At 55.4% G+C, this 23,468-nt stretch carries 15 protein-coding genes; 6 read left to right on the top strand and 9 right to left on the bottom strand.

Going from position 1 to position 23,468, the window contains the following annotated elements; all coding sequences use genetic code 11:
- The first annotated feature begins 2 nt into the window (after nucleotides 1-2).
- The 3 genes from ACO064_RS06490 to ACO064_RS06480 all read left to right on the top strand — a co-directional run bounded on the left by ACO064_RS06490 (nucleotide 3) and on the right by ACO064_RS06480 (nucleotide 8,623).
- Nucleotides 3-3,524 carry a SusC/RagA family TonB-linked outer membrane protein gene (locus ACO064_RS06490; RefSeq protein ID WP_421826580.1) on the top strand — a complete coding sequence of 1,174 codons (3,522 nt, stop codon included), beginning with the start codon at nucleotides 3-5 and terminating at the stop codon, nucleotides 3,522-3,524.
- Between the two features lie 50 nt (nucleotides 3,525-3,574).
- Nucleotides 3,575-5,107 (top strand): RagB/SusD family nutrient uptake outer membrane protein, encoded by a 1,533-nt coding sequence (locus ACO064_RS06485; RefSeq protein WP_421826579.1) that lies wholly within the window; start codon nucleotides 3,575-3,577, stop codon nucleotides 5,105-5,107.
- A gap of 111 nt (nucleotides 5,108-5,218) precedes the next feature.
- Complete coding sequence (locus ACO064_RS06480; RefSeq protein WP_421826578.1) at nucleotides 5,219-8,623, top strand: VCBS repeat-containing protein; 3,405 nt, start codon at nucleotides 5,219-5,221, stop codon at nucleotides 8,621-8,623.
- A 234-nt stretch (nucleotides 8,624-8,857) separates the two neighbouring features.
- On the opposite strand, the gene ACO064_RS06475 is transcribed toward ACO064_RS06480, so the two are convergent.
- From ACO064_RS06475 to ACO064_RS06465, 3 genes are read right to left on the bottom strand one after another with little or no spacing between them, the layout of a single operon-like run.
- Nucleotides 8,858-10,318 carry a TolC family protein gene (locus ACO064_RS06475; protein ID WP_421826577.1) on the bottom strand — a complete coding sequence of 487 codons (1,461 nt, stop codon included), beginning with the start codon at nucleotides 10,316-10,318 and terminating at the stop codon, nucleotides 8,858-8,860.
- Nucleotides 10,315-11,667, bottom strand: coding sequence for an HlyD family secretion protein (locus tag ACO064_RS06470; RefSeq protein ID WP_421826576.1), 1,353 nt, complete (start codon nucleotides 11,665-11,667; stop codon nucleotides 10,315-10,317). The genes ACO064_RS06475 and ACO064_RS06470 overlap by 4 nt, the downstream gene beginning before the upstream one ends.
- Complete coding sequence (locus ACO064_RS06465) at nucleotides 11,660-12,664, bottom strand: ABC transporter transmembrane domain-containing protein (RefSeq protein WP_421826575.1); 1,005 nt, start codon at nucleotides 12,662-12,664, stop codon at nucleotides 11,660-11,662. The genes ACO064_RS06470 and ACO064_RS06465 overlap by 8 nt, the downstream gene beginning before the upstream one ends.
- A 116-nt stretch (nucleotides 12,665-12,780) precedes the next feature.
- Here ACO064_RS06465 and ACO064_RS06460 point away from each other — a divergent pair, with 116 nt between their 5' ends.
- Nucleotides 12,781-13,491 (top strand): TetR/AcrR family transcriptional regulator, encoded by a 711-nt coding sequence (locus ACO064_RS06460; RefSeq protein ID WP_421826574.1) that lies wholly within the window; start codon nucleotides 12,781-12,783, stop codon nucleotides 13,489-13,491.
- A gap of 13 nt (nucleotides 13,492-13,504) precedes the next feature.
- Here the strand turns inward: ACO064_RS06460 and ACO064_RS06455 are convergent, their stop codons facing one another.
- The 4 genes from ACO064_RS06455 to ACO064_RS06440 all read right to left on the bottom strand — a co-directional run bounded on the left by ACO064_RS06455 (nucleotide 13,505) and on the right by ACO064_RS06440 (nucleotide 19,652).
- Entirely contained in the window at nucleotides 13,505-13,897 is a 393-nt protein-coding gene (locus ACO064_RS06455) for a YidH family protein (protein ID WP_421826573.1), read from the bottom strand.
- Between the two features lie 66 nt (nucleotides 13,898-13,963).
- Entirely contained in the window at nucleotides 13,964-15,070 is a 1,107-nt protein-coding gene (locus ACO064_RS06450; RefSeq protein WP_421826572.1) for an efflux RND transporter periplasmic adaptor subunit, read from the bottom strand.
- 4 nt (nucleotides 15,071-15,074) lie between these two features.
- Entirely contained in the window at nucleotides 15,075-18,260 is a 3,186-nt protein-coding gene (locus tag ACO064_RS06445) for an efflux RND transporter permease subunit (RefSeq protein ID WP_421826571.1), read from the bottom strand.
- Between the two features lie 21 nt (nucleotides 18,261-18,281).
- Complete coding sequence (locus tag ACO064_RS06440; RefSeq protein WP_421826570.1) at nucleotides 18,282-19,652, bottom strand: TolC family protein; 1,371 nt, start codon at nucleotides 19,650-19,652, stop codon at nucleotides 18,282-18,284.
- A 179-nt stretch (nucleotides 19,653-19,831) separates the two neighbouring features.
- Here ACO064_RS06440 and ACO064_RS06435 point away from each other — a divergent pair, with 179 nt between their 5' ends.
- On the top strand, nucleotides 19,832-20,509 hold the full coding sequence (locus ACO064_RS06435; protein ID WP_138991402.1) for a response regulator transcription factor: 678 nt from the start codon (nucleotides 19,832-19,834) through the stop codon (nucleotides 20,507-20,509).
- Nucleotides 20,506-21,873: a sensor histidine kinase gene (locus tag ACO064_RS06430; protein WP_421826569.1), complete on the top strand. Its 1,368-nt coding sequence runs from the start codon at nucleotides 20,506-20,508 to the stop codon at nucleotides 21,871-21,873. Before ACO064_RS06435 ends, ACO064_RS06430 begins: the two co-directional genes overlap by 4 nt.
- A gap of 9 nt (nucleotides 21,874-21,882) precedes the next feature.
- Here the strand turns inward: ACO064_RS06430 and ACO064_RS06425 are convergent, their stop codons facing one another.
- Both ACO064_RS06425 and ACO064_RS06420 read right to left on the bottom strand, forming a co-directional pair.
- Nucleotides 21,883-22,938, bottom strand: coding sequence for a serine hydrolase domain-containing protein (locus ACO064_RS06425; RefSeq protein WP_421826568.1), 1,056 nt, complete (start codon nucleotides 22,936-22,938; stop codon nucleotides 21,883-21,885).
- 167 nt (nucleotides 22,939-23,105) lie between these two features.
- Nucleotides 23,106-23,351, bottom strand: coding sequence for a hypothetical protein (locus ACO064_RS06420; RefSeq protein WP_150880593.1), 246 nt, complete (start codon nucleotides 23,349-23,351; stop codon nucleotides 23,106-23,108).
- Nucleotides 23,352-23,468: the final 117 nt, after the last annotated feature.

The following is a 23,468-nucleotide window of genomic DNA, read 5'->3' as shown; positions in this document are numbered from 1 at the left end:
GCATGAAAAAAATAGTCTTGTTTCTGTGGGGAGTGCTGGTAGTCGGAACCCTGCCGACCTACGCTCAACTGATTGCATCGAACGGGCAGCGGGTAAGACAACAGGAGAAAGACATTGCCGCGCCGGTGGTGACACTCAAGGCGGCTTTGTCGGAACTGGAAAAACACTACCGGGTTTCGTTCATCTACCGGACGGATCTGGTCGATACGAAGGTGGTGATGACCGGACGGCGCGATCGGACGGTGGAAGAAGCGTTGACGAATTTGCTGTCGGACAAGGGGTTGACTTTCGAGAAAATTCAGGCCAACTTCTACGTCATTGTCGCCACGAAAGAAAAAGGTAACCGGTTTTTTCGAAAAATTAATCAGATCGAAAAGAAAGTCTTCGAACCCCAAACCGGCACAGAACCCGTAACGTCGGCCGATCTGAACATCACCAAGCTGGAGCGAATCGGGTATTCGGTTCTTTCGGCGGAGCGGGCTTTGGAAGACATTCGCGGAAAAGTGACGGATGCCGCCGGTGGCGGGTTGCCGGGGGTAAGTGTAGTCATTAAAGGATCGACCCGGGGAACCAACACGAATGGACAGGGTGAATTTTCCATCAATGCGCCCGCCAATGCCACGCTGGTTTTCAGCTTCGTCGGCTACGCATCCAAAGAAGTACAGGTGAACGGACAGACCATGCTGAATGTGTCGCTGGTGGAAGATGAGCGGGCGCTGGAAGAGGTGGTCGTCGTGGGGTACGGAACCCAAAAACGGGCTTCGGTAACGGGGGCGGTTTCGTCCGTAACCCCCAAGGAACTCACGGCTCTGCCCGTAATCAGTGCCGAGTCGGCCATGCAGGGCCGCGTGCCGGGCGTTCGGGTGGTCAACAACGGGAGCCCCGGTCAGTCGCCGATCGTACGCATCCGGGGGGTCGGTTCCATCAACTACGCATCCGGGCCGCTGTATGTGATCGATGGCGTGCCATCGGGTGATCTGAACAACCTCGACCCGAAAGACATCGAATCGCTGGAGGTGTTGAAAGACGCCAGTGCTGCGGCCATCTACGGTTCGCGGGCGTCGAACGGGGTGGTGATCATTTCGACTAAAAAAGGCTCGAAAGATGGTAAACTGCACGTAAATCTGGATACGTATTTTGGAACCCAGAGTGCCTGGAAAAAACTGGATCTGCTCAATACCCAGGAATACACCCAATACGCTACTGCGCTGCTGGGTAATGCCGGGATTGCGATGCCCAGCCGTCTGAGTAACCTGAACACGCCGATTTATACGGGGGCAACGCAGACCTTCGCCCAAACCGCTACCGACTGGCAGGACGTTTTGCTCCGCACGGCACCGATTCAGCAACACCAGCTTTCGGTTTCGGGCGGGAACAATGTCTCCCGGTTTTTTACCTCCGCCGGGTATTTCGATCAGGAAGGGATTCTGATCGGAACCAACTACAAACGGGCCAACGTTCGGCTGAACTCGGATCACCAGGTGACTAAATTTCTGACGTTCGGGCAGACCCTGATGTTCTCGTATGACAAGATGCGCGGTGAGCAGGGCTTTGGGGGTGGTCGTACGGCGATCATGCAGGCCATCCGGAACTTGCCCTACTGGCCGGTTTCTGATCCGACCAAAGTCGGTGGTTACAGCTCACCAACCGCAGCCGATGGTACGGACCCCGACAACCCGGTTCGGATTGCCTTGCAGGATAAAAGTTATACACAGCGCGTCAAGTTGCTGGGAACCCTGTTTACGGAAATCAAATTCACCAGCTTTCTGAAATACCGGTTCAGTTTTGGAGCCGACGTTGTTACCAATATCGGTACGAACATCTTTCCGATTTACAACGATGGGTATAAAAGCCGTGTCCAAAATGAGGTTCAGGACAATCGCTCGTCGTATTATTCACCCATCCTGACCAACCAGTTGACCTTCGACAAGACGTTTGGCAAGCACTACGTCAACGTGACCGCCGTTGCTGAAAAACAGAACTTCCGGAGCTCAAGCCTGAACGGAAACGGTTTCCGCCCGAATAATGACATCGACGTGTTGCAGGGTATTTCGAATCCGGGCGTGACGAGCACCCGCGACGAAAGCAGCCTGATTTCCTACATCGGTCGGGTCAACTACGATTTTGCCGGTAAATATTTGATCAGTGCCTCGGTTCGCCGGGATGGTTCGTCGCGGTTTGCACCGGGCAACAAATGGGGAACCTTCCCCTCGGCGTCACTGGGCTGGCGGGTGAGCGAAGAAGCGTTCATGAAATCGGTGCCCGCCATCTCGGAACTGAAAATCCGGGGGAGTATCGGCCAGACCGGTTTTAACGGCATCGGTAGCTACGCCTGGCAGTCGCTGATTTCGGCCGACAACACCAACTACGTCTTTGGTGCGAACAAAGTCCTCGGTTCGTATTTCAGTGCCCTGGGCAACACGGATCTGAAGTGGGAAACTACGACCATGACCAACGTCGGGGTCGATCTGGGCCTGTTGGGCAACAAACTGACCTTCACGGCGGAAGTCTACAACCGGAAAACCGATGGTCTGTTGCTGAACGTTCCGATTCCGAATTCCATTGGGTATGCGTCTCCGCCACTGGCCAACATCGGGAGCATGAAAAACTGGGGCTACGAGTTCCAGGTAGGCTACAGCCAGAACGAAGGCGATTTTCGCTGGAATGTGTCGGCCAATATGGACGTGACCCGCAACCAGATTACCAATCTGGCGACGCCGAGTGCCACGCTCTATTCCGGTAAAAATGACGATTTTGGCGGTTTCGATATTACCAAGACCGAAGCTGGACAACCCATTCAATCGTTCTATGGCTGGCAGGTTGACGGTATTTTCCAGACCGTCGATGAGGTATTCAATGCTCCTCGCCAGAACCGTCCCGACTCCCGCGAGTCATATGATGCGACCAAGCACACATCGCCCGGGGACATTCGTTTCAAGGACATCAATGGCGATGGAATAATCGATGCCAGTGACCGGACGTATCTTGGGAGTTACATTCCGAAGTTTAGCTACGGGGTCAATTTGGGAGCCAACTATAAGAATTTTGACTTTACTGTTTATCTGCAGGGGGTTTACGGCAATAAAATCTACAACGGAACGAAAGTGATTGAAGAAGGAATGCTGCGGTTGTTCAACGCCGGGAAAGGGGTTCTCGATGCCTGGACCCCGACCAATACCGGCACTGATGTGCCCCGGGCCATCAGTGGTGATCCGAACAATAACAGCCGTACGTCCGATCGTTTTATCGAAAACGGCTCCTACATGCGGGTGAAAAACATCAGCATCGGTTATACCATTCCGGCGACGATCCTGGGTAAACTCACGATGAACACATTGACGAAAGCACGGATCTACGTTTCGTCGACGAACCTGCTGACCTTTACCAAATACAGCGGTCTGGACCCGGAAATCGGGATCAATGGAACGGCGGGTGACAACACCAAGTTGTTGACGAACGGGATCGACTACGGTCAGTATCCGCAGCCCCGGACGCTCCTGATCGGTTTGAATATCGGGTTCTGATCCGCAGAACCGGTACTAGTTCAGTGAATAGATTTAAACGAACGATTCTGATGAAAAATAAATTTCTTTTATCCGGGGTGCTTGTTCTGGGTCTGATGGCAGGCTGTCAGGAAAGTGATTTGGACAAACTGAACCCGAATGGTGTCACGGTCGACACCTTCTATAAAAACGGCGCGGAACTGAGTAGTGCGGTCAACGCCGTGTATGCCATGGCAAAAGCCAATACGCTCACCTCGCGGGAGTGGTTCTTCCTCCAGGATTTGCGCAGCGACGACGTTGCGGCCGGTGGTGGACAACTCGAAACGCCCCGTAACCAGTTGTTGCTCGGTAGCCATGATACCGGCAATTCCGTCATGGGAGCCGTTTGGCAGGGATTTTACCGCCTGATTCACCGGGCCAATGCCACCATCGATTTGTCTGAAAACGTGGCTGACATCCCGGCGGCCGACAAAGCCCGGCTGCTGGCCGAAGCCCGTTTTCTGCGCGCCTGGTCGTATTTTGATCTGGTGACAATGTGGGGCGGTGTTCCGCTGTACAAAAACTACGTGACATCGGTGGAAGGCTCTTTGCCCCGGGCAACCGAAAAAGAGGTATACGATTTTATCATCGCCGACCTGAAAGCAGCCGCAGAAGCCCTGCCAGCCACCTACAATACCGACAACCAGGGCCGGGCCACCAAAGGAGCCGCTCAGATGCTGCTGGCCCGGGTGTATCTGCAACAGGCCGATTATACGAATGCGAAGGTCGAACTGCAAAAAGTCATCACCTCAGGTACGTACAGCCTGGTGGATGAGTTTTCGGATAATTTTATCGAGGAAACCGAGTTCAATAAGGAATCCATCTTCGAAATCAATTTCTTCCCGGCGGGTGGAAACTACAACTGGGATGCCGACGGAAACGGCGCAACCGCCGGGACAGAAACCGTGCGGACGCAGGAGTATTCGGCCATCGGCTGGCGGAACGTGATTCCATCCAACAGTCTGTTGAATGAATTCGAGAAAACCGCCACCGGAACCGATCCCCGGTTTGCCAAATCGTTTTACGTAACGGGTGACAAGTATAACCTGGACAAAAACGTGTTGACGGATGCCGCCCAGAACGGCAACTCGTCGGTGGTCGATGGCAAAACGATGAAAGTAAGCTGGCGGAAATTCTCGCTGATGTATAAAACCGATCAGACGTTTCTGACCGGTGGCATCAACCAGCGGATCATGCGCTATGCCGAAACCCTGCTGGCGATGGCCGAGGTGGAAAACGAAATCGGTTCCATTACTGAAGCTGTCAAATACCTGAATATGGTTCGCACCCGCAAGAGTGTCGCGATGCCCGCGTATCCGACGGCGGCCTATCCGGTGAGCACGAAAGATCAGGTGTTTGCCGCCATCGTGCACGAACGGCGTGTTGAGCTGAGTGGCGAACAAATCCGCAACCGCGATATTCTGCGCTGGCGGAAAGCAGGTAAACTGAAAACCGAGCCGTTTACGTATTTCCAGAAAAACAAACACGAATTGCTGCCCATTCCGCAGCAGGAAGTGGACAATAACCCGAAAATTGAGCCAACTAATCAAAACCCGGGGTATTGATTTTTGCTAGTTAACCTGATGAAGTAGTATAGAAGGCGGGGGGCAACGGTAAATAACCGCTTGCTCCTCGCTTTATTCGCTTTCAGCCCGTCGTTATTGTCCGTAAAATCCATGCGTTTTTCCTCTTTTTTATACCGGATTTTTCTTCTGTTGATCGTCGGATGCACGGCCTGCCGACAGTCGGAGCCGACGCTTTTTGAGCAGATGCCGACTGGTCAGACCGGGATTTCCTTTGCCAATACCCTTAAACCCACCGATTCGTTAAACGCGTTTTCATTCACCAATTTCTACAACGGCGGGGGCGTCGGCGTCGGCGATGTCGATAACGACGGCAAACCGGATGTGTTCTTCGGGGGCAACCAGGTCAGTTGTAAACTCTATCTAAACCGCATCGATTCCACGACGCACGACTGGAAATTTGAGGATGCTACCGAAGCCGCCGGGCTGACCACCAACCGCTGGTGTACCGGGATTTCAATGGCTGACGTAAACGACGATGGCTGGCTGGATATTTACGTCAGCGTGGCCAAACATCCAGCCATGCCGCATTCGGAGAACCTGCTGTTTATCAATCAGGGTGTTCAGAATGGACACCCGGTTTTCAGGGAAATGGCCGCTGCCTACGGTCTGGCGGATGCCAGCTTTACGACCCAAACCGCTTTTTTTGATTACGACCTCGACGGCGACCTCGATGCCTATCTGCTCAATACCGGCCCCGATCTGCAAAATCCGAACTATTTGCGGCCCACCATCAACGACGGTTCGTATCCCAGCACCGGCAAACTGTATCGCAACGACGGCGTTGGGCCGCAGGGCCACCCGGTTTTTAAGGACATTTCCCGCGAGGCCGGTATTGTCTACGAAGGGCTGGGTTTGGGCCTGGCCATCAGTGACCTTAACAAAGACGGCTATCCCGACATTTATTGTTCGAACGACTTCATCAGCAGCGACATTCTGTATCTGAATACCGGAAAAACCGCCCCCAAAAATCCCGCATTCAGCAACGTAATCCGGCAATCGACGGCCCACACGAGCCTGTACGGCATGGGTGTCGATGTAGCTGATTTTAACAACGATGGTTTGCCCGATATTTTCCAGCTCGACATGTTACCGGAAGAAAACGCGCGGCAGAAAACGATGCTCGCCGGGCAGGATTATGACCGCAAGGAACTGAGCATTTCCGAGCCATATCGCTACCAGATGCAGTACATGCGCAATTCGCTGCAACTAAATCTGGGCGTTGATGGGGGCGAAGCGGGGAAAAATACGGTGCCTCTGTTCAGTGAAATCGGACTGTTGGCCGGGGTTGCCAAAACCGACTGGAGCTGGGCTGCGCTCCTGGCCGATTATGACAACGACGGTCGCAAGGATCTCTACATTACCAACGGCTACCGCCGGGATGTGACCGACCGCGATTTTATTCAGTTTACCGAGGAGTTTTCCGGATTCGGTACGGCGGAGTTTCAGAAGGACAAGCGGGAAGAATTGATCCAGAAAGTGCCGGAGGTGAAAGTGCCGAATTATGCCTACCAAAATGCTGGTGATCTGGCTTTTACGGATGTCTCGAAGGCTTGGGGGCTGGCCGATCTGTCGTATTCCAACGGCGCGGCTTATGCCGATCTGGACGGCGACGGCGATCTGGATCTGGTCGTCAACACCATCGATTCCGAAGCGTTGGTCTACCAGAACCGGGCGCAGCAGCAGAATCCGGCGCACTATCTATCCCTCAAACTGGCGGGCCAGGCAGGCAACCGGCAGGGCATTGGTACCAAAGTGACGCTCTGGGCGGGTGGGCAACCGCAATACGCCGAACTCTCGGTGGTGCGCGGTTTTCAGTCGTCGGTCGAGCCGCTGCTGCATTTTGGACTCGGAAAGTCGGTGATGATTGATTCGTTGCTGGTGGAATGGCCGGGCGGCTTGTCCGAAAAGCAGTACCGGATTCCGGCGAACCAACGCCTGACGCTTCGTTTTAGTCAGGCCAAAAAGAACGAAGTCAAAGCGAATCCGGTAACCGCCCAACCCTTGTTTGTGAATGTGACGGACGAGATTTCGCTGGATTTCCAACACCGCTCTTCGGGTTTTGTGGATTTCAAGCAGACGGCGGCTTTGCACAAAATGCTGTCGCGCACCGGTTTTGCGCTGGCATCCGGCGACATCAACGGTGACGGTCTGGCCGATTGCTTCGTGGGGGGAACCTACCGGGGCAGCGAAGCCTGTTTCCTGATCCGAACCAAAACCGGCGGTTTTACCAAAAAACCGTTCCCGATTCATTCCAATCGTGACGATACTGCCGCCCTGTTGTTCGATGCCGATGGGGACAAGGACCTGGATTTGTACGTGGTTGGCGGGGGAGCCGAACGGCCTGCGTCCGACAAATCCTTTTACCAGGATCGGCTGTACGTGAACGACGGCAAAGGTGGTTTTAGTCCGGCCCCGGCGAATGCCTTGCCGGAGGTGTCGGGCAGCGGTTCCTGCGTGGTAGCGGCTGATTATGACCGCGATGGCGATCTTGATCTGTTCGTCGGCGGGCGGCAGATCCCCGGCCAGTATCCGCTTCCGGCCCGGAGTTATCTGCTTCGCAACGACACCAAAAACGGTTCCGGCCAGTTCACCGACGTCACCGCCCAGCTTTGCCCATCGCTCCTGAAAGCCGGTTTGGTCTGCACCGCCCTCTGGACCGACACCAACAACGACCAGTGGCCCGACCTGCTAATCACCGGCGAATGGATGCCGATTACATTTTTGAAAAATAATGCCGGAAAAACCTTCACACAATCGCTCAATCACACAATCACTCAATCAAAAGGTTGGTGGAACTCCCTCGCCCAGGGTGATTTTGACAACGATGGCGATCTGGACTACATCGCGGGCAACGAAGGACTGAATACGCTCTACCGGGCGTCGGAAAAAGAGCCGATCAAGATGATCGCGAAAGACTTTAACAAAGACGGTACGTTCGATCCGCTGATGGGGTATTTCATCAAGGGCGTTCAATATCCGGCTATCCCCCGCGATGCGCTGAACCAGCAGGTGATTCAGTTCCGGCGTAAATACCAGCGGTATGCCGACTACGCGAAGGTGACGTTTGACGAGTTGCTGACCCGCGACGACCTCGACGGAGCGTATCAGGTGGAGGCCACGTACCTGGAAAGTGCCTACATCGAGAACCTGGGCAATGGTGAATTTAACGTATCGCCCCTGCCACGACTGGCGCAGCAATCGCCGGTTTTTGAGATTATTCCGCAGGATGTGAACCACGATGGCAAGCTGGATGCGGTGTTGACCGGCAATTTTTACCCGAACGAAGTCAACATGGGGCGACAGGATGCTTCGTTCGGGCTGGTGCTGCTGGGCGACGGACATGGTCACTTCAAACCGCTCATGCCCCGCGAAAGTGGTTTGCGCATTACCGGCGACGCCCGGAAGTCGCTGGTGGTTTCCGGCAAAGGCATGGACCCCTTGCTGATCACAGCGGTGTATGGGCAGGGGCTTCAGTTCAACCGGTATTTGCCGTAGGTTCACGGTTCAGGTCGAAACCGGGGGCTACAAGATGGGTCATCCCTACGGGATTGATTTTAAAACCATCTCGATCTTTACCCCCGGTCGAAACCGGGGGCTACAAAATGATTCATCCCTACGGGATTTTTGGATTGTCCAATCCCATAGGGATGAATCATTTTGTAACGGTGGGTTTTAACCCGCCGAAAGCGCAAGCCCACAAGCAATAAATCCCGTAGGGATGACCTATCATTACAAAGATCCCGTATTGGTTCCGGCTGCGTACCAGAGAGCGGCAACGGCTTTCTGATATTTGGCCCGCAATTCTTCCAGTTTGACCTGCAAGTCGATCAGTTTGGTTTCCCGGCTGTTGATCAAAAACAGCGAACTTTCACCGATGTCGAACTTCTGCTGCTCGGCCCGTACCAACGTTTGCTGGTTGGCAACCGTCTGTTGCTGAACGGCAATCAGACCCTCCAGCGTTTTCAGTTCGTTCCAGGCAGCCTGTACCTCATTGGCAATGTCGCGGCCGGTTTGCTGCCGTTCAAGATTCAACTGCTGGCTTTTGATCTGCACCTGCCGAAGTTTGCCACGCTCTTTTCGCAGGAAGATCGGAAACGTCAAATCCAGACCAATTTTGTGGTTTTCGGGTCGAAATGCGTAGTAGCTGGGGCCATCGTATCCCAGTCCAGTCAAGGGCGTACGGCTCAATAGACTGGCATTCAGCGTGATCTGGGGTTGCAGCAACGACCGCCGAAACCGCTCTTCCACCGCCAGTTGTTGTCCTTTGGCCGCCAGACTCAGTAATTCAGGGTGCTGTTCGGCCGCCCGACTCAGCAGATTTTGCAGTTGGGCTTCGGTGGTTCGATCAAGCGGAGCGGTCTGCGGCACCACCGCCAGGGGGAGGTCAACCGGTTTGGGCGGGGTATTCGAATCATCGCTGATCCACAGAAACGCCGTCAGGCGCAAGCGGGCGTTCTGCCAGTCGACTTCCGCCTGCTGGAGTTGCACCAGCCGGTCCTGCACCGTAATCAGGGCTTCGGTGGTATCGATGGGCGCAACATCGCCCAGAGCGGCCCGTTCCCGCATGGCCCGAAACCGGGTGTCGGCCAGTTGGTAGCCCTGCCGGATCAACTGATACTGCTGGAAGGTCATATACCAGTCCCAATACGTTTTGGCCGCATCGAACAGCGTTTTGTTGATCAGTTTCAACCGATCGGCATCCGCCAGATTGACCGCCAACTGCGCCTGACGCAAGGCATTGCGCCGGGCGTCGATCAGCAAACCCTGACCAATGGGAACGCTCAGACCCACAGCCGCCAGACCGGTTGAAGGCACCCGGTATTCCGGATTCAGGTATTCGCCCCGGTTGCGGTCGTAGGTCATCTTGACGTCGATGCCACCCGGCAAAACCGGAATCGCCAAGCCGGATTGCCACTTGTCGTAATAGAGATTATTACCGAATTCCTTGCGGTCATAGGCCGAAAACAGCTTTGGGTCGAACGCCCCCTGTGCCTGGCGAATTTCCTGCCGGGCTTCTTCATTCAGCAAAGCCGCCTGCCGGACGATCGGGTGGTGCCGGGCCACCACCCGGTAGAAATCAGCCGCCGAAAAAACCGTTGTATCCGGGGAGGGCGTCGGCGTTTGCCCGAACGTTGGACTGAATACCGCGCAACTCAGCAAAAGCCCATAGAGTAGGGTGAGACGCTTCATTCCTTCTTTTCCTCTTTAGGTTCTTCTTTCAAACTGGGCGGAAAACCGTTCAACTGCCGCCAGATTTCATACCAGATCGGTACGTCATCAAGCATGACCCAGCCATACACACCGGAGCCAACGCGCAACTGCTTGGGCCAGGGCTGATCGCTGGGCCGCGCTTTGGGCCGCACCAGCAGGCGGTATTTCCCGTTGACACTGCTGACGGCATCGATAACGGCCACCTCACCCCCGAACGTACCGACCGCCACCGTCGGCCAGCCCGAAAACTGAATGGCCGGCCAGCCATCGAACTGAAGCCGGACTTCGCGCCCACGCTGAATCAGCGGCACGTCCATCGCCCGAACGTAGAGTTCGACGGCAATGGATGGGTTGGCGGGTTGCAGACTGGCGATGGATTCGCCTTCCTTGATGGTCTCGCCAATTCCGAATTTCAACGAGCGAACCACGTAGCCATCCTGCGGAGCGCGCACCACATAGAGCCCCCGCCGAACGTCCACGCTGCTGATTTTATTCCGGATTTTGGAAATCTCACCATCGGCTTCGGCGCGGTATGAAACCGCCGAGCTGCGATCCGAGAGGGCTTTGGCAATTTTTTCCTGGAAATCGGCCTGAATCGTGTTCAGATCGAGCCGGGCGTTGACCAGTTCCTGCCGCGAAACGTTGAGCTTGTTCTCCCACGCAATCACCTTGGCGTAGTCCTGCTGCACTTTCAGCCGCCGGGATTCGAGGTCGGTAAGTGAAAACAGTCCGTTTTTGTAGCCTATTTCGTACCGCTCCAGCCGGTCGAGGGCGATCTGGTAATTCTTCCGTTCGGCGATCAGGTCCGTGCTGTCGCTGGTCACTTTAAATTCGCTCTGGCGAATTTTGTTCCGGGCCGACGCCAGTTTGACCTGCAAACCGGTTTTGAGGGCGGCAATCTGTCCGTCGAGGGCCGAGATTTTGGCATTGGTGGCTTCCAGGCTCCCCTGTTTGGCGTCGAGCTGTTCGTCGAGCCGCTGGGGAAGTTTGGGGTCGAAGTATTCGTCTTTGATTTCGGAGATCACCAGCATCGTATCCCCTTTTTTAACGTACTGCCCTTCCTGAATTTTCCAGCGTTCGATCCGGCCGGCAATGGCGTTCTGGATGGTTTGCGGACGATCCTGGGGGGTCAGTGCCGTGACGGTGCCTTCGCCGTTGAGGTTCTGCTGCCACGGTAAAAACATGACACACAGGCCGATGAGTAACATGCCCAGCATCCAGCGACCCAGCCGCCGACCGCTCTCGGGCTGGGGCAGGGTACGGAGGGTTTTGAGCGGATAATGGGTGAGTAGTGCCTCATCGACCCGTTGATTGGATATATTAAGCATGGGTTGCTGAGTCGGTTTCGAGTGGTAAATCCGTTACGTTGGCAATTTTTTCGACGGCAGTCAGCATGTCGAAAACCGTGTCGATGCCCGAAATCAGTTTCTCGACCGATCCGGAAATGAGGACAATCACCAGTTCAGCCGCTACAAACTGGCCCAGCGTCATTTCCCGGCTGATGACCAGCGAAGTTCCCAGAATCAGCAAACCGCCGGTGATCAGCGTCCGGAAGGCAATGGCGCTGTAAAAAAAACGTTTCAAAACGCCAAAATGCGAATTGCGATTGGATACATAATTAGCCACCAATTCGTCAATCCGGTCGATCGGCTCCGGGTCATTCTGGTGGCGGTAGCGGGGGAGATCGTGGGCAAACTCTTCCAGGCAACTAACCACCTTGTATTTGTATTTGGATTCGTCCAGGCTCGTACGAATGCCCCGGGGGCCGTAGATCCAGCTAACGCCAAAAATGACCAGCAGGGTGAAAAAACCAAATCCGAGAAAAACCGGGTGGTAAAACGACAGCAGGATGAGCCCGAAAAGAATCTGCACCGCGGCCGCTGTCAGGTCGATTAACAATTTGGGCAATCCTTTCTGAAGCGTCAGCACATCGAAAAACCGGTTCATCAACTCGGGGGGGTAATACGCCGAGAGTGCTTCGGGCTCAATCCGGGGAAGCCGGTAGGCAAACTCAAAAGCTGCTTTGGCGAAAATGCGTTGTTGCAAAACTTCCACCAGCGTCATTTGGCCCACCACCAGCAAACCTGCTATCAGCACACCCACCACGACCAGACCGATGAGGACGTAGACCGAACTGAACACCAGTCCGCTGGACACCAGATTGAAAACCGCCTGAATACCGAGCGGCAGCGAAAGGCTGATCAGGCCCGTTATGAGCGCGTAGAGATAAATGTACCCGATGTCTTTTTTTTCGGTTCCGAGCAGCCGGAGAAGCCGTTGGGTGGGCGTTGGTGGAGGTTGTTGGTATGAATTTATAGTTGCCATAAAATTGCTTTCTTAACTGATAGTAAAACTATCATTCTTGCAAACATAACTTTTATTCCTGAAAGTTTGTTTCTTTGTGGAGTTATTTTCTGTTACACAGTAAATAGACGCGCTAAATGGAATATACTGTAGTGGTTCGGATGAACGGGAAGCTTTTTCTGCGTGATCCGGAGGGCTCGGAACTGGGTCGCCGGATTGTCCGGCAGGGCATTCAGTTGATGGCCGAAATTGGGTTTGAAGAGATGACCTTCCGCAAACTGGCGGACCGGATCGGCACCAAAGAGTCCAGTATTTACCGGTATTTTGAAAACAAACACCGGTTGCTGGTGTATCTGGTGGCCTGGTACTGGCAGTGGCTGGAATACCAGGTGCTGTTCCAGACCAACAATCTGACCGATTCGCGGGAGAAACTGGAACGAATTCTGAAGCTGCTGCTGCTGAAAGACCTGCCGCAACTCCACATATCGACAGCGGTAGACGACATGGATATTCCGGCTTTGCACAGCATCGTGATTCAGGAAGCGAGCAAAGCGTATCTGACCCATCACGTGACGGAAGACAATCGAGAGCAACTCTTCAAACCGTACAAAGATTTATGCAGCCGCATTGCCGGCATCATTCTGGAATACCGCCCCGGCTATCCCTACGCCCGGTCGCGGGCCAGCTCCCTGATCGAGACTGCTCATTACCAGGCGTTTTTTATGCAACACCTGCCAGCATTGACCGATTTCGGAGCTGAACCGCCTGGCCGGATTGAAAGCAAAGATCCCTTGCTGACCTTTCTGCGCCATCTGCTGTTCTCGTCGCTGGACACCGCCCGGTTTTGAACGGCAGACGGGGTTAAATACCGGGTAAAAGATACAGAATCAGGAGGATAGCCCCGATCACGATGCTCAGGGTCAGCAGGAGCGAAAGCCGTTGAGAGGGGAAGAAAACGTTTTCGTTGAGTTGTTTTTCGACTGATCGGTACCGAAAAAAGGCCAGCAGTGCCAGAATTGCCCCCAGAGCCACCATCAACACGCCGATGACCGCCGAATACCCTTTCGAGGGCAAAACCGTACCTTCGCCGAGCGCCACACCGAGCTGGCGAATGAAAAGGGCAAATTTGACAATGACAAACCCGAACCCCATCAGGGCTACGCTGGTCCGTATCCAGGCCAGAAAGGTTCGTTCGTTGGCCAGGTAATCGGCTGGCCCCGGCGTCTTGGTGGGAAGTCTGTTGGGTTGTTCCATCGTACTTCGTATAACCGGAGGGGTTCTTTAAAGTTTCGGTTCGAGCGGTTTGCCGAATCACTCATTTTACTGAATCGCCGTTCCTTCCTTGATGGTTTCACGGGCGTTGAAAATAACTTTGTCGTTGTCCCGCAAATCACCGAAAATTTCAATCATGTCGCCGGATTTCTGACCCCGCCGAATCGCCACGCGCTTGGCCCGGCCGTCCTCGACTTTGATGACGTATTGCCCCTCCGTGGAGGCAACCACCGCCGACGTGGGAACCGCCAGCGCACCGGGCGTTCCGTTGGCCGACAGGCTGATGTCGGCAAACATGCCGGGCTGAAGCAGGCGGTTTTGGTTGTCTACATCGATCTCCACCGTTTCGGAGCGAAACTGTTGATTCATCGTGCCCGACCGGCGGCTAATTTTACCCTTGAAGACCTTCCCCGGCATGGCACTGACCGTAAACGCCAGCGCTTCGCTTTTCCGGAGCTGGCTGCTGTAGGTCTCGGGAACATCGAAAACCAGGCGCAGGCGGTTTTGCTGTTGCAGCACCAGCATGGGCCGATCCTGCCGCGCACCGGTTCCGACCAACGCCCCCGGGTGAACGTTCCGCTCGGTGATGAACCCATCGAACGGGGCCGCAACGGTCAGGTAGGACTTGAGCTTGGCCATGGCGCGGTAATTGGCTTCTTCGCCCAGCAACGACGCGCTGTCGGCCTGCACCCGCGCCAGGGCGGTTTCGAGATCCAGGGCCGATACGGAACCGGGGACTTTGTTACTGGCCAGCAGCCGCCGGTAATGCTCGCGACTGGCCACCAGCAGGGCCTGGGCTTTGAGCGAATTGGAACGGGTAGCCGCCAGCCGCTCTTCGGTTTCGGGCGCGTCGATTATCATCAGCACCTGACCCTTGCGAACCGCCGAACCCCGGTCGACCAGCACCCGATCCACAAAACCTGTAGCCCGGGGATAGATGGTAACTTCCTGGTAGGGGTGAAATTCGCCCGGCAATTGCACGGTTTGCCCCACCGGTTGCCGCGACACGGCGCCGATGCGGTATTGGGTTTCGGCCACCGGTTTGGTGGTTTTTTTCTTTTTCAGAATGGTCTGCCCCGAGTCTGACGAGTTGCAGCCATTCAGGGTGCCAAGTGCCAGCAGGACCAGCACACTGCTATATTTGGTAATTTTCATATGCTTAAGGATGAACGGTTTGGGGTTCAAAATCGGGAGTTTCAACGTCCGGATGATCGGCAGTCGTGTCGTCGGGCAGCAGGGATGGATCGACGTAATTGGTGCTTCGCTGCAACCAGACGTAAACCTGCGGCACGATGTACAGCGCGGCCAGGGTCGACGCGATCAGTCCGCCAATGACGGCCCGGCCCAGCGGAGCTACCTGCTCCCCGGCCTCGCCCGTGCCCATCGCCATGGGCACCATACCGGCCACCATCGCAAACGAGGTCATCAGAACCGGTCGGAGCCGCAGACCCACACTGTCGATGGCCGCCCGCGTCACGTTGCGGTATTCCCACCGCAGACGCTCCGCATTGGTGACGATCAGGATGGCGTTGGCGACGGAAATACCGGTCGACATAATGATGCCCATGTACGATTGCAGGTTGAGCGTACTGCCCGTCAACAGCAGCAGCCCAATGGACCCCACGATGACGGCGGGAACGGTGCTGAGGACCACAAACGACAGCTTGAAGGATTGGTAGTTGGCCGCCAGCAGCAGAAAAATGACCAGCACCGCAATGCCCAGCCCGAGTTGCAGGCTGTCGAGCGTTTCGGTCAGCAGCGACGACATCCCTTTCACCTCCGTGATGAGCCCGTTCGGGGTTTCGCCCAGTTTGGCAATGGTGGCTTCCACGGCCTGCGTGGCCGTGCCCAGATCGCGGTGGTGGACGTTGGCCGAAACCGTGACGAACCGGCGGGGGCCGATGCGGTCATATTCGCCGGGCAGGGTGTCGATAGAAAACGTGGCGACATCGCCCAGTACGGGCCGTGTCTGACCCGCTACCAGCGGAATCGACTCCAGTTGCGTCATGTTGCGCATGTCGTATTCCGGAATCTGAACCTGCACCTGATACGTGTAGGCCGACTGTTTATCGAGCCACTGGTTTTTTTCGGTATACCGGCTCGAAGACGTGGACGCGGTAATAGACCGGGCGGCTTGCTGGAGATTCAGTCCCATCATGGCCAGTTTCTGCCGGTCGAGTGTGATGTTGATAACCGGAAATTTCAGCGGCTGAAGAATGCGGACGTCGCGCAGGTACGGTACTTCGGCCAGGCTGTCGACCAACTGGTTGGCATACCCCGCAATCTGTTTCATGTTACGCCCGGCCACCATCACCTCAATGGGCGTGCTGGCGCCCCCGCTCATGAGTTTTTCGGTCAGATCGGCGGGTTCGAACGAGAGCGTTAGGTCGGGAAGCTGGTCCTGAACCGCCAGCCGAATGCGCTCTTTCAGGTCCTGCATGTTGGTGTGAAAGCCCTTGGTCAGTCCCACTTTAATAACCGCATCGTTGGTTCCGCTGGTATTCACGTAGAGGTTGGAGGTCGCGTAGTTGGTCGGTACAACCCCGACGTATGCCGACGAAACCGCCAGGTTTCCCCCCGACACCTCATCCACCAGCGCCAGGAGTTCGTTTACGCGTTCTTCGGTCCGTTCGAGCCGGGTGCCGTCGGGCGTTTTCATCCGGATCACCATCTGGCCGGAGTTCGTTACCGGCAACATATCTTTCCCGATCAATACAAAACCGACGCCGGCCAGGGCCAGAACGCCGACGAAATACAAGCTTAGAATGAGCCCGTTGCGCCGAAGCAACCGCCCCGTCTGACCCACAAATCCGACGCGGACCCGCTCGAAAAAGCCAGGTTTCTTCGCTTCGTGATCCGCTTTGTGAACATGGTCTTTCATGAGCCAGTTGGCCAGTACCGGCACCAGACTCTGGGCCAGAAAATAGGAAACCGTCATGGCAAAACCGATCGACAGCGACAGGGGCAGGAACATGGCCCGGGGAACGCCCGTCATAATGAACGAGGGCGCAAAAACCGCCAGAATACACAGCAGGATCAGCAGCAACGGCAGGGCGACTTCCTTACAGGCATCGAAAATCGCCTGCTTGCGGGGTTTGCCCATGTCCAGGTGCTGATGAATATTCTCAATCGTTACCGTGGCCTGATCCACCAGCACCCCAATGGCCAGCGCCAGCCCGGACAGCGTCATGATGTTGATCGTTTGTCCGGCCAGACTCAACCCCAAAACGGCCGCAATGATGGAAACCGGAATCGTGATGATCACGATGACCGACGAGCGCCAGTCGCCTAGAAAGAGCAACACCATGAGGCCCGTTAGAATAGCCCCCAGCCCGCCTTCAAACAGCAGGCTTTCAACAGCATTGATCACAAACACGGACTGATCGAATTCGTAATTCACCTCAATATCTTCCGGGAGCAGGTTGCGCATTTCGGGCAATTTGGCCTTCAGCCGCGTAACCACGTCCCAGGTCGAAGCATCGGCGGTTTTAACAACCGGGATGTACGACGAGCGGCTGCCGTTGACGAGCGCATACCCGGCAGTGACGTCCGAACCGTCGAGCACGGTGGCCACATCGCCCAGAAACACGGTGCGGTGTCCCTGCGTCACGACCGGAATCCGGCTAAAATCGGCCACCTGGTCTTCCAGCGAATTCAGCGTGGTGATGTAGGTCGTATTGTCGATCCGGATGTTACCGGAGGGCGTCATGGCGTTGTTGGCGGCCAGGGCTTCCACCACTTCATCGGGTGAGAGGTTCAGGCTCCGGACTTTGTCGGGGTTCAGATTGATGACAATTGTACGGGAGTTGGTACCGATCGGGGGTGGAGCCGTCAGGCCCGGCACGGTGGAAAACAGGGGCCGGATGCGCGTGACGGCCAGTTCGTGAATTTCCGCGAGCGAACGGGTTTTACTCGAAAACACCAGATCACCGATCGGCACCGACGACGCATCGTAGCGCACCACCTGCGGGGGCAGTGCGCCCGGCGGGAAGAATTTCATGGCCCGGTTTACCTGAATCGCCACTTCGGCGGCTGCCTGGGCCATGTCGGACCCTTCATAAAAAGCCAGCTTTACGATGGTTAGTCCCTGCACACTGCGGCTCTGAATTTCCCGAATACCGCCGATGTACAGAAACTGGTCCTGCATCCGGGTGGCAAAGAAACCTTCCATTTGCGCGGGCGACATTCCGCCGTAGGGTTCGATCACGTAAATGGTCGGGGAGTTCAGGCGTGGGAAAATGTCGATGGGAATCCGCATTGCCGACAGAATCGAAAACACAACGACTCCGGTCACGAGTACCAAAACCGCAATCGGGCGTTTCAACGACGTTGCTAATAAAGACATAAGTAGGAAATTTAGGTTGGGTTAGCGCCGGAACAGCGAATAGAATTCCTCAAAATTGTCGGTTGCCTGGGCGCGTTGCAACCGAAGCTGCACGGCCTGGGCGCGGGTCTGCACGGCTTCTTTCTCCACCGCCGTGAGCAGCGTCAGGGCGTCGGTCAGGCTCAAAATGGTTTCCAGTCCGTTGTTGTAGAGCGAAAACCGCTGGTTGTATGCATCCTGCGCCGAGCGCAGCGTGTAGGGCAGTTCGGTCAGTTCGCTCTGAACGACGGCAAGCTGAGCGTCGGCAATTCCTACCGCATTCTGGAGTTGCAGCTTGGCCACGGCCAACTGGTTGCGGGCTTCCTCAATCCGGAATTGCTGGAGTTTGATGCGGTGAGAGGCCCGTCGAAAATCCATCAGATTGACCGTTCCGGCAATGCCGAGCAGGTAGTTCGTACGGCTATACGCCAACCCCTTCGCCACCGGGCCGTAGTTGTTTTCGACGTCCAGACTGGAGCCCCGCGCCCAGGTGGCCGCCAGCAGCGAGATTCTCGGAAGGGCGGATTTTCGGATCAGGTCGATCTCGGCGGTTTGCCGGGTGACGATTCGTTCCTGAACCCGCAGGAGCGGATGCGTGGGTGGGGTGAGCGAGGTCGAAAGCGGAACCAGCAAAGGCCCCACCCGGAAGGCGGTGTCGATTTTTACCTCTTCGGCCGGGCGACCCGTCAGCGTGGCCAGTTGAACCCGCGCGCGCTGCCGTTCTTCCTGCATCCGGAGGTAGGCCAGCCGGGCGCGGGAAAGGGCGACGTTGGCCAGCGAAGAATCCAGGCCAGGCTTAACGCCGTTGCGAACCAGGTTGACGATGATCCGGCGCACGGTGTCGACCCGGGCCAGGTTCTGTTCTTCGATGAGTAGATTCTGCTCCGTCCAGTATAAATCGAGGTAACTGCTGATGACCGTCTGGCGCAATCCGAACTGCTCGCGCTGGAGGTTCGCTTCGCTGACGGCGACATCGCTGCGAACGAGCTTGTCTTCCGCCGAAAACCGCCCGAAGTTGTAGATTTCCCAGTCGGCGGTGGCCAGCGCCACGTTGCCCGACGCCAGATCCGGGCGGTTTTCGGCCCGGCGTCCGCCCGAGGTCGGCACGATCAGACCCAGTGAAAAATACGATCCCGAAATCCCGTTGGCGGTCCCGATATTGATCTGATCGTGCAGCCGGACATTGGGCAGTCGGTTGTCGCGGACCACCCGGACGTTGGCGCGGATGGCATCCAGCGCCGATCGCTGAGCCGTCAGCGTGGGATATTGGGCAAAGGAGGCTTCAACCGCTCCTTCCAGCGTTAGCGTCTGGGAATATAAATAAGGAGAGCTTCCCAGCAAAAAAACAAGGGTAAGCAGATGACGTTGAATCATAGTGCGTTTCAAAATAAGAATCAGGCTTTACGGGCCGCAACCATTCCTTTTCAAAATAACCACCCCTTCCATTAAAGGCTGATTAGTGAGTTATTAGAATTTGGTTAGAGTCCGGGGCAATCCCCCGAATTGGTTACTTTGTTGCTACATTTAGCCTGAAAAAAGACGGTAGACAGCCTATGAATGTCTTACTTGTAGAAGATGATGTTGAACTGGCGCAGTTCATCCAGAAAGGATTGCAGTCTGAAGGGATTTCGGTTTCGATGGCGTTCGACGGCGTTATTGGCCGGAGTCTGGTCAACGAACACCGGTTTGATGTGGTCGTGCTGGACGTGAATATTCCCGGCATGAACGGCTACGATCTGTGCCGGTATATCAAGCAGAACTGGCCAGCTATTCCCGTCATTCTGCTGACAGCGTTGGGGAGTCTGGACAACAAAGTACTGGGCTTTGAATCCGGTGCCGACGATTACCTGACCAAACCGTTCGCTTTTAAAGAACTGCTTTTTCGGCTGAAAGCCCTCGCCCGGCGGAATTCGCCCCGGCCGTTGCTACCCCAGCGGCTTCAACTTTTGGATCTGGAACTCGATACGCAGTCGCACCAGGTCTGGCGGGCGGGGCAGCGCATCAGCCTGACGGCGCGGGAATATGCCCTGCTGGAGTACCTGCTGGCCAATCAGGGGCGGGTGGTGAGCCGGGTGAGCATTCAGGAAAACGTCTGGGATGTGCATTTTAACACCAACACCAACGTCGTGGACGTGTATATCAACTACCTGCGCCGGAAAATTGATACCGTAGAACCGAAACTGTTGCATACGGTTTTTGGGGTCGGATATATGATCGGTGCCGAACCATGAGCATCAAACAGAAGATAACCATTGCGTTTGGTCTGCTGGTGGCGGCTTTGCTCATCCTGTTCTCCGTGTTTATTTTTCAGGCCTACGAATCCTACCGGAGTTCGCTGATGAAGACCCGCCTGCAGCGCCGGGCGCTGGCGGCTCAAACCTACTTTCAAAACCGCAGTGAATTTCAGCAATCGACCTACCTGACCTTGCCCGAGCAGCATGAAACGCTTTTTGACGACCGAAACCAGCGAATCTATGCCTCGACCGGGCCAGACGATTACCCGCCAACGCCCGAATTGCTGGAGGAGGCCCGTCGCGAAGAGGTGTATTTTACGTATAACAGCCCGGAATGGGAAGCCCCGAAAGAAGGCGTTGCGCTCTCATTCCGGCATCAGAATCAGGTTTATGTGGCCATTGTGACGGCCTATGACCTGAGCGGGCGACAGACCAGCCGGAATCTGGTGGCCATCCTGATCGGCGGTAATTTTCTTTCGCTGGTGGTGATTATCCTGGCCGGTTTTTTATTTGCCAGCCGGGCCATGTACCCCTTCGATCAGCTCATCCGTCAGATCAACGCGGCCACGGTCAACGATTTTTCGTTTCGGCTGGTTCATGAACCCCAACCGGACGAAGCCAGCTATCTGGCCGGATCATTCAATGACCTGTTGAGCCAGTTGCAGCAACTGGCACTGAGCCACGAACATTTTATCGGCTATGCTTCCCACGAAATCCGGACGCCCCTGACGGTGGTCAAGGGCATGCTGGAAACGAGTCTGGCCTACGATCAGACGCTGGAAGCCACCCACCAGAGCATTGAGAAAGCCCTGTTTCGGTTGGATGGCGCGATCGACCTGGCCAATTCCCTGCTGCGTTTGACCGAAGTGGAAGGATTGAACCCGTCGCGGTTGCTGGAAGACATCAATCTGGTCGACACCATTCTGGATACGGTTACTTATTTTCAGGAAAAATACCCCGAGCAAGCCATTGAACTCCAACTGACTGATATTTTCACGGAAAGCAGTTCGGTGATCAAAGTGGTCGGCAACAACAGTCTGCTGCGCACGGCCCTGATCAACATCATCGACAACGCCTGTAAATATTCCAGCCACCAGCCTGTGCAGGTTCAGGTAACTTATCAGCCTTCCTGGGTCGTTATCGATGTCGTCGATCAGGGCATCGGCATTCCCGAAGCGCAGTTGTCCGATGTGTTTCTGCCCATGATGCGGGCCGGTAACGTAGGCGGTATTCAGGGGTTTGGCCTGGGACTAACGTTGGCGGAAAAGATCATCAGCCTGCACCAGGGCGTACTTCAGATTCAATCTGTGCCGCATCAGGGAACCACGGTGTCGGTCCGTTTGCCCGCGCTGCCGTTTTGAAACCGGTCTTTATTTCTCAACAACTGCCCGAATCATCTCCCTGATTTTCAGACTCGTGGTGGCACTTTGCCGGGTTGTGGTGCGCGTGAAAATAATGCCGGTTACGTTGTTTTTGGAATCTTGCCAGGGGTGCGCGCCAAACAGGCCGGGGCTGCTGGTTTCCAGAGCCTTCCCGGAGGCATCCACCACATCCCGCCAGTTTCCGATGCCGTAGCGAACGCCGACCGTCGGATGGGGTGAGTACGGATTGGTGGGGTAGGGCGTTCCCTGAATCGTGGCACCAGCGGTTTGGTCGCTGAGCATTTCTGTGATGGCCTGCTCGCTCAAAACCCGCTTGCCTTTGAACACCCCTTTCTGGTTGATCATTTCCAGAAAATTCAGGTAATCACGGGCCGAGGTTCGGGCACCACCGGCAATTAACGGATTTCGGAGGCTGGTCAGCAGATATGTGGCCTGCATCCCGCAGGGAACCGCAATTTTCTCATTGAACAGCATCTGCCAGGATTGGCCGGAAACCAGTTCGGCAATCCGTCCGGCAACGTGCATACTCGCACTGCCGTAATTGAAGGCTTTGCCGGGCGGGTTGGTTAGTTTGGTATACACCGCCAGCGAATCGACGGCTTGCGCCAGGGTCAGGTCGCGCCGGTATTCGAACTTCTCGGGGGAGTCGCCCGGAAAACCGGCGGTGTGCGAAAACAACTGCCGGATCGTGATGTTGCCCTTGCCGTATTTTGTAAAAATGGGCAGGAATTTGCCAACGGTGTCGGTCAACGCCAGCTTCTTTTCATCGACCAGCGCCATGATCACCGCGCCCGACAGCCATTTGGAGGCCGATGCAATCAGCCGGTTTGTCCCTGTGGTCAGGTTCACTTCTTTTTGGTAAATCACCTGCCCGTTCTGGGAAACCAGCACCAGTACACTATCCTGGTAGACGCCGAGGTTCTCCTCAAGGTAGTTGTCGACGGCTGAAAAACCGTAGGTTTTGGGTGGCGTTTCGGGCGTAACGGAATGGTTGCAGCACAGAAAGGCGATCAAAATGGCACTCAGCAGGAAGACGGTTTTCATGGTTTCGTTTTGATTGGATGAAGAGCCAGACATCGGAAGGTCTGGTTGAACGAAACAAAGAAACCGCTCGCCGGACTGGCCGACCGAAAAAACGAAGTAAACCGTCCGGATTGACTGGTGATTCGGTCGATCCGGACGGTCAATGAAATTCCGTAGTGTTTGATTAATTATTTATTGGAAATAGCCGGGGTATTCAGGGCCTTGATTTCGTCATCGAGCACGTCTTTCATGATGCTCAGAATATCGGCCGCGAGGAGTTTTTCACCATCGTCGATAAAGCGGCTGTATGATTCGTACAGGATGTGGCATCTCCGCTCGAACCGGGTTGATGGCGTCATCGAGAAGAGGGTGGTCTGGCTTTTGAATTGACCCGCGATGACGGTTTCTCTCGTTTTACTGAATAAGTTAGTCATACACACAACTATTTTTTAAGGTACATCTCACTTTTTTACAAAAAACCACAATCGACAGATATGTTTGTGCAAGTATACTAAAAGTAAAAACAAAACCCGACTCGATTGGCCGGGCTG

Source organism: Larkinella sp. (assembly GCF_965227735.1).
Taxonomy (GTDB): Bacteria; Bacteroidota; Bacteroidia; order Cytophagales; family Spirosomataceae; genus Larkinella.
This window is presented reverse-complemented; position numbering and strand designations above follow the sequence as displayed.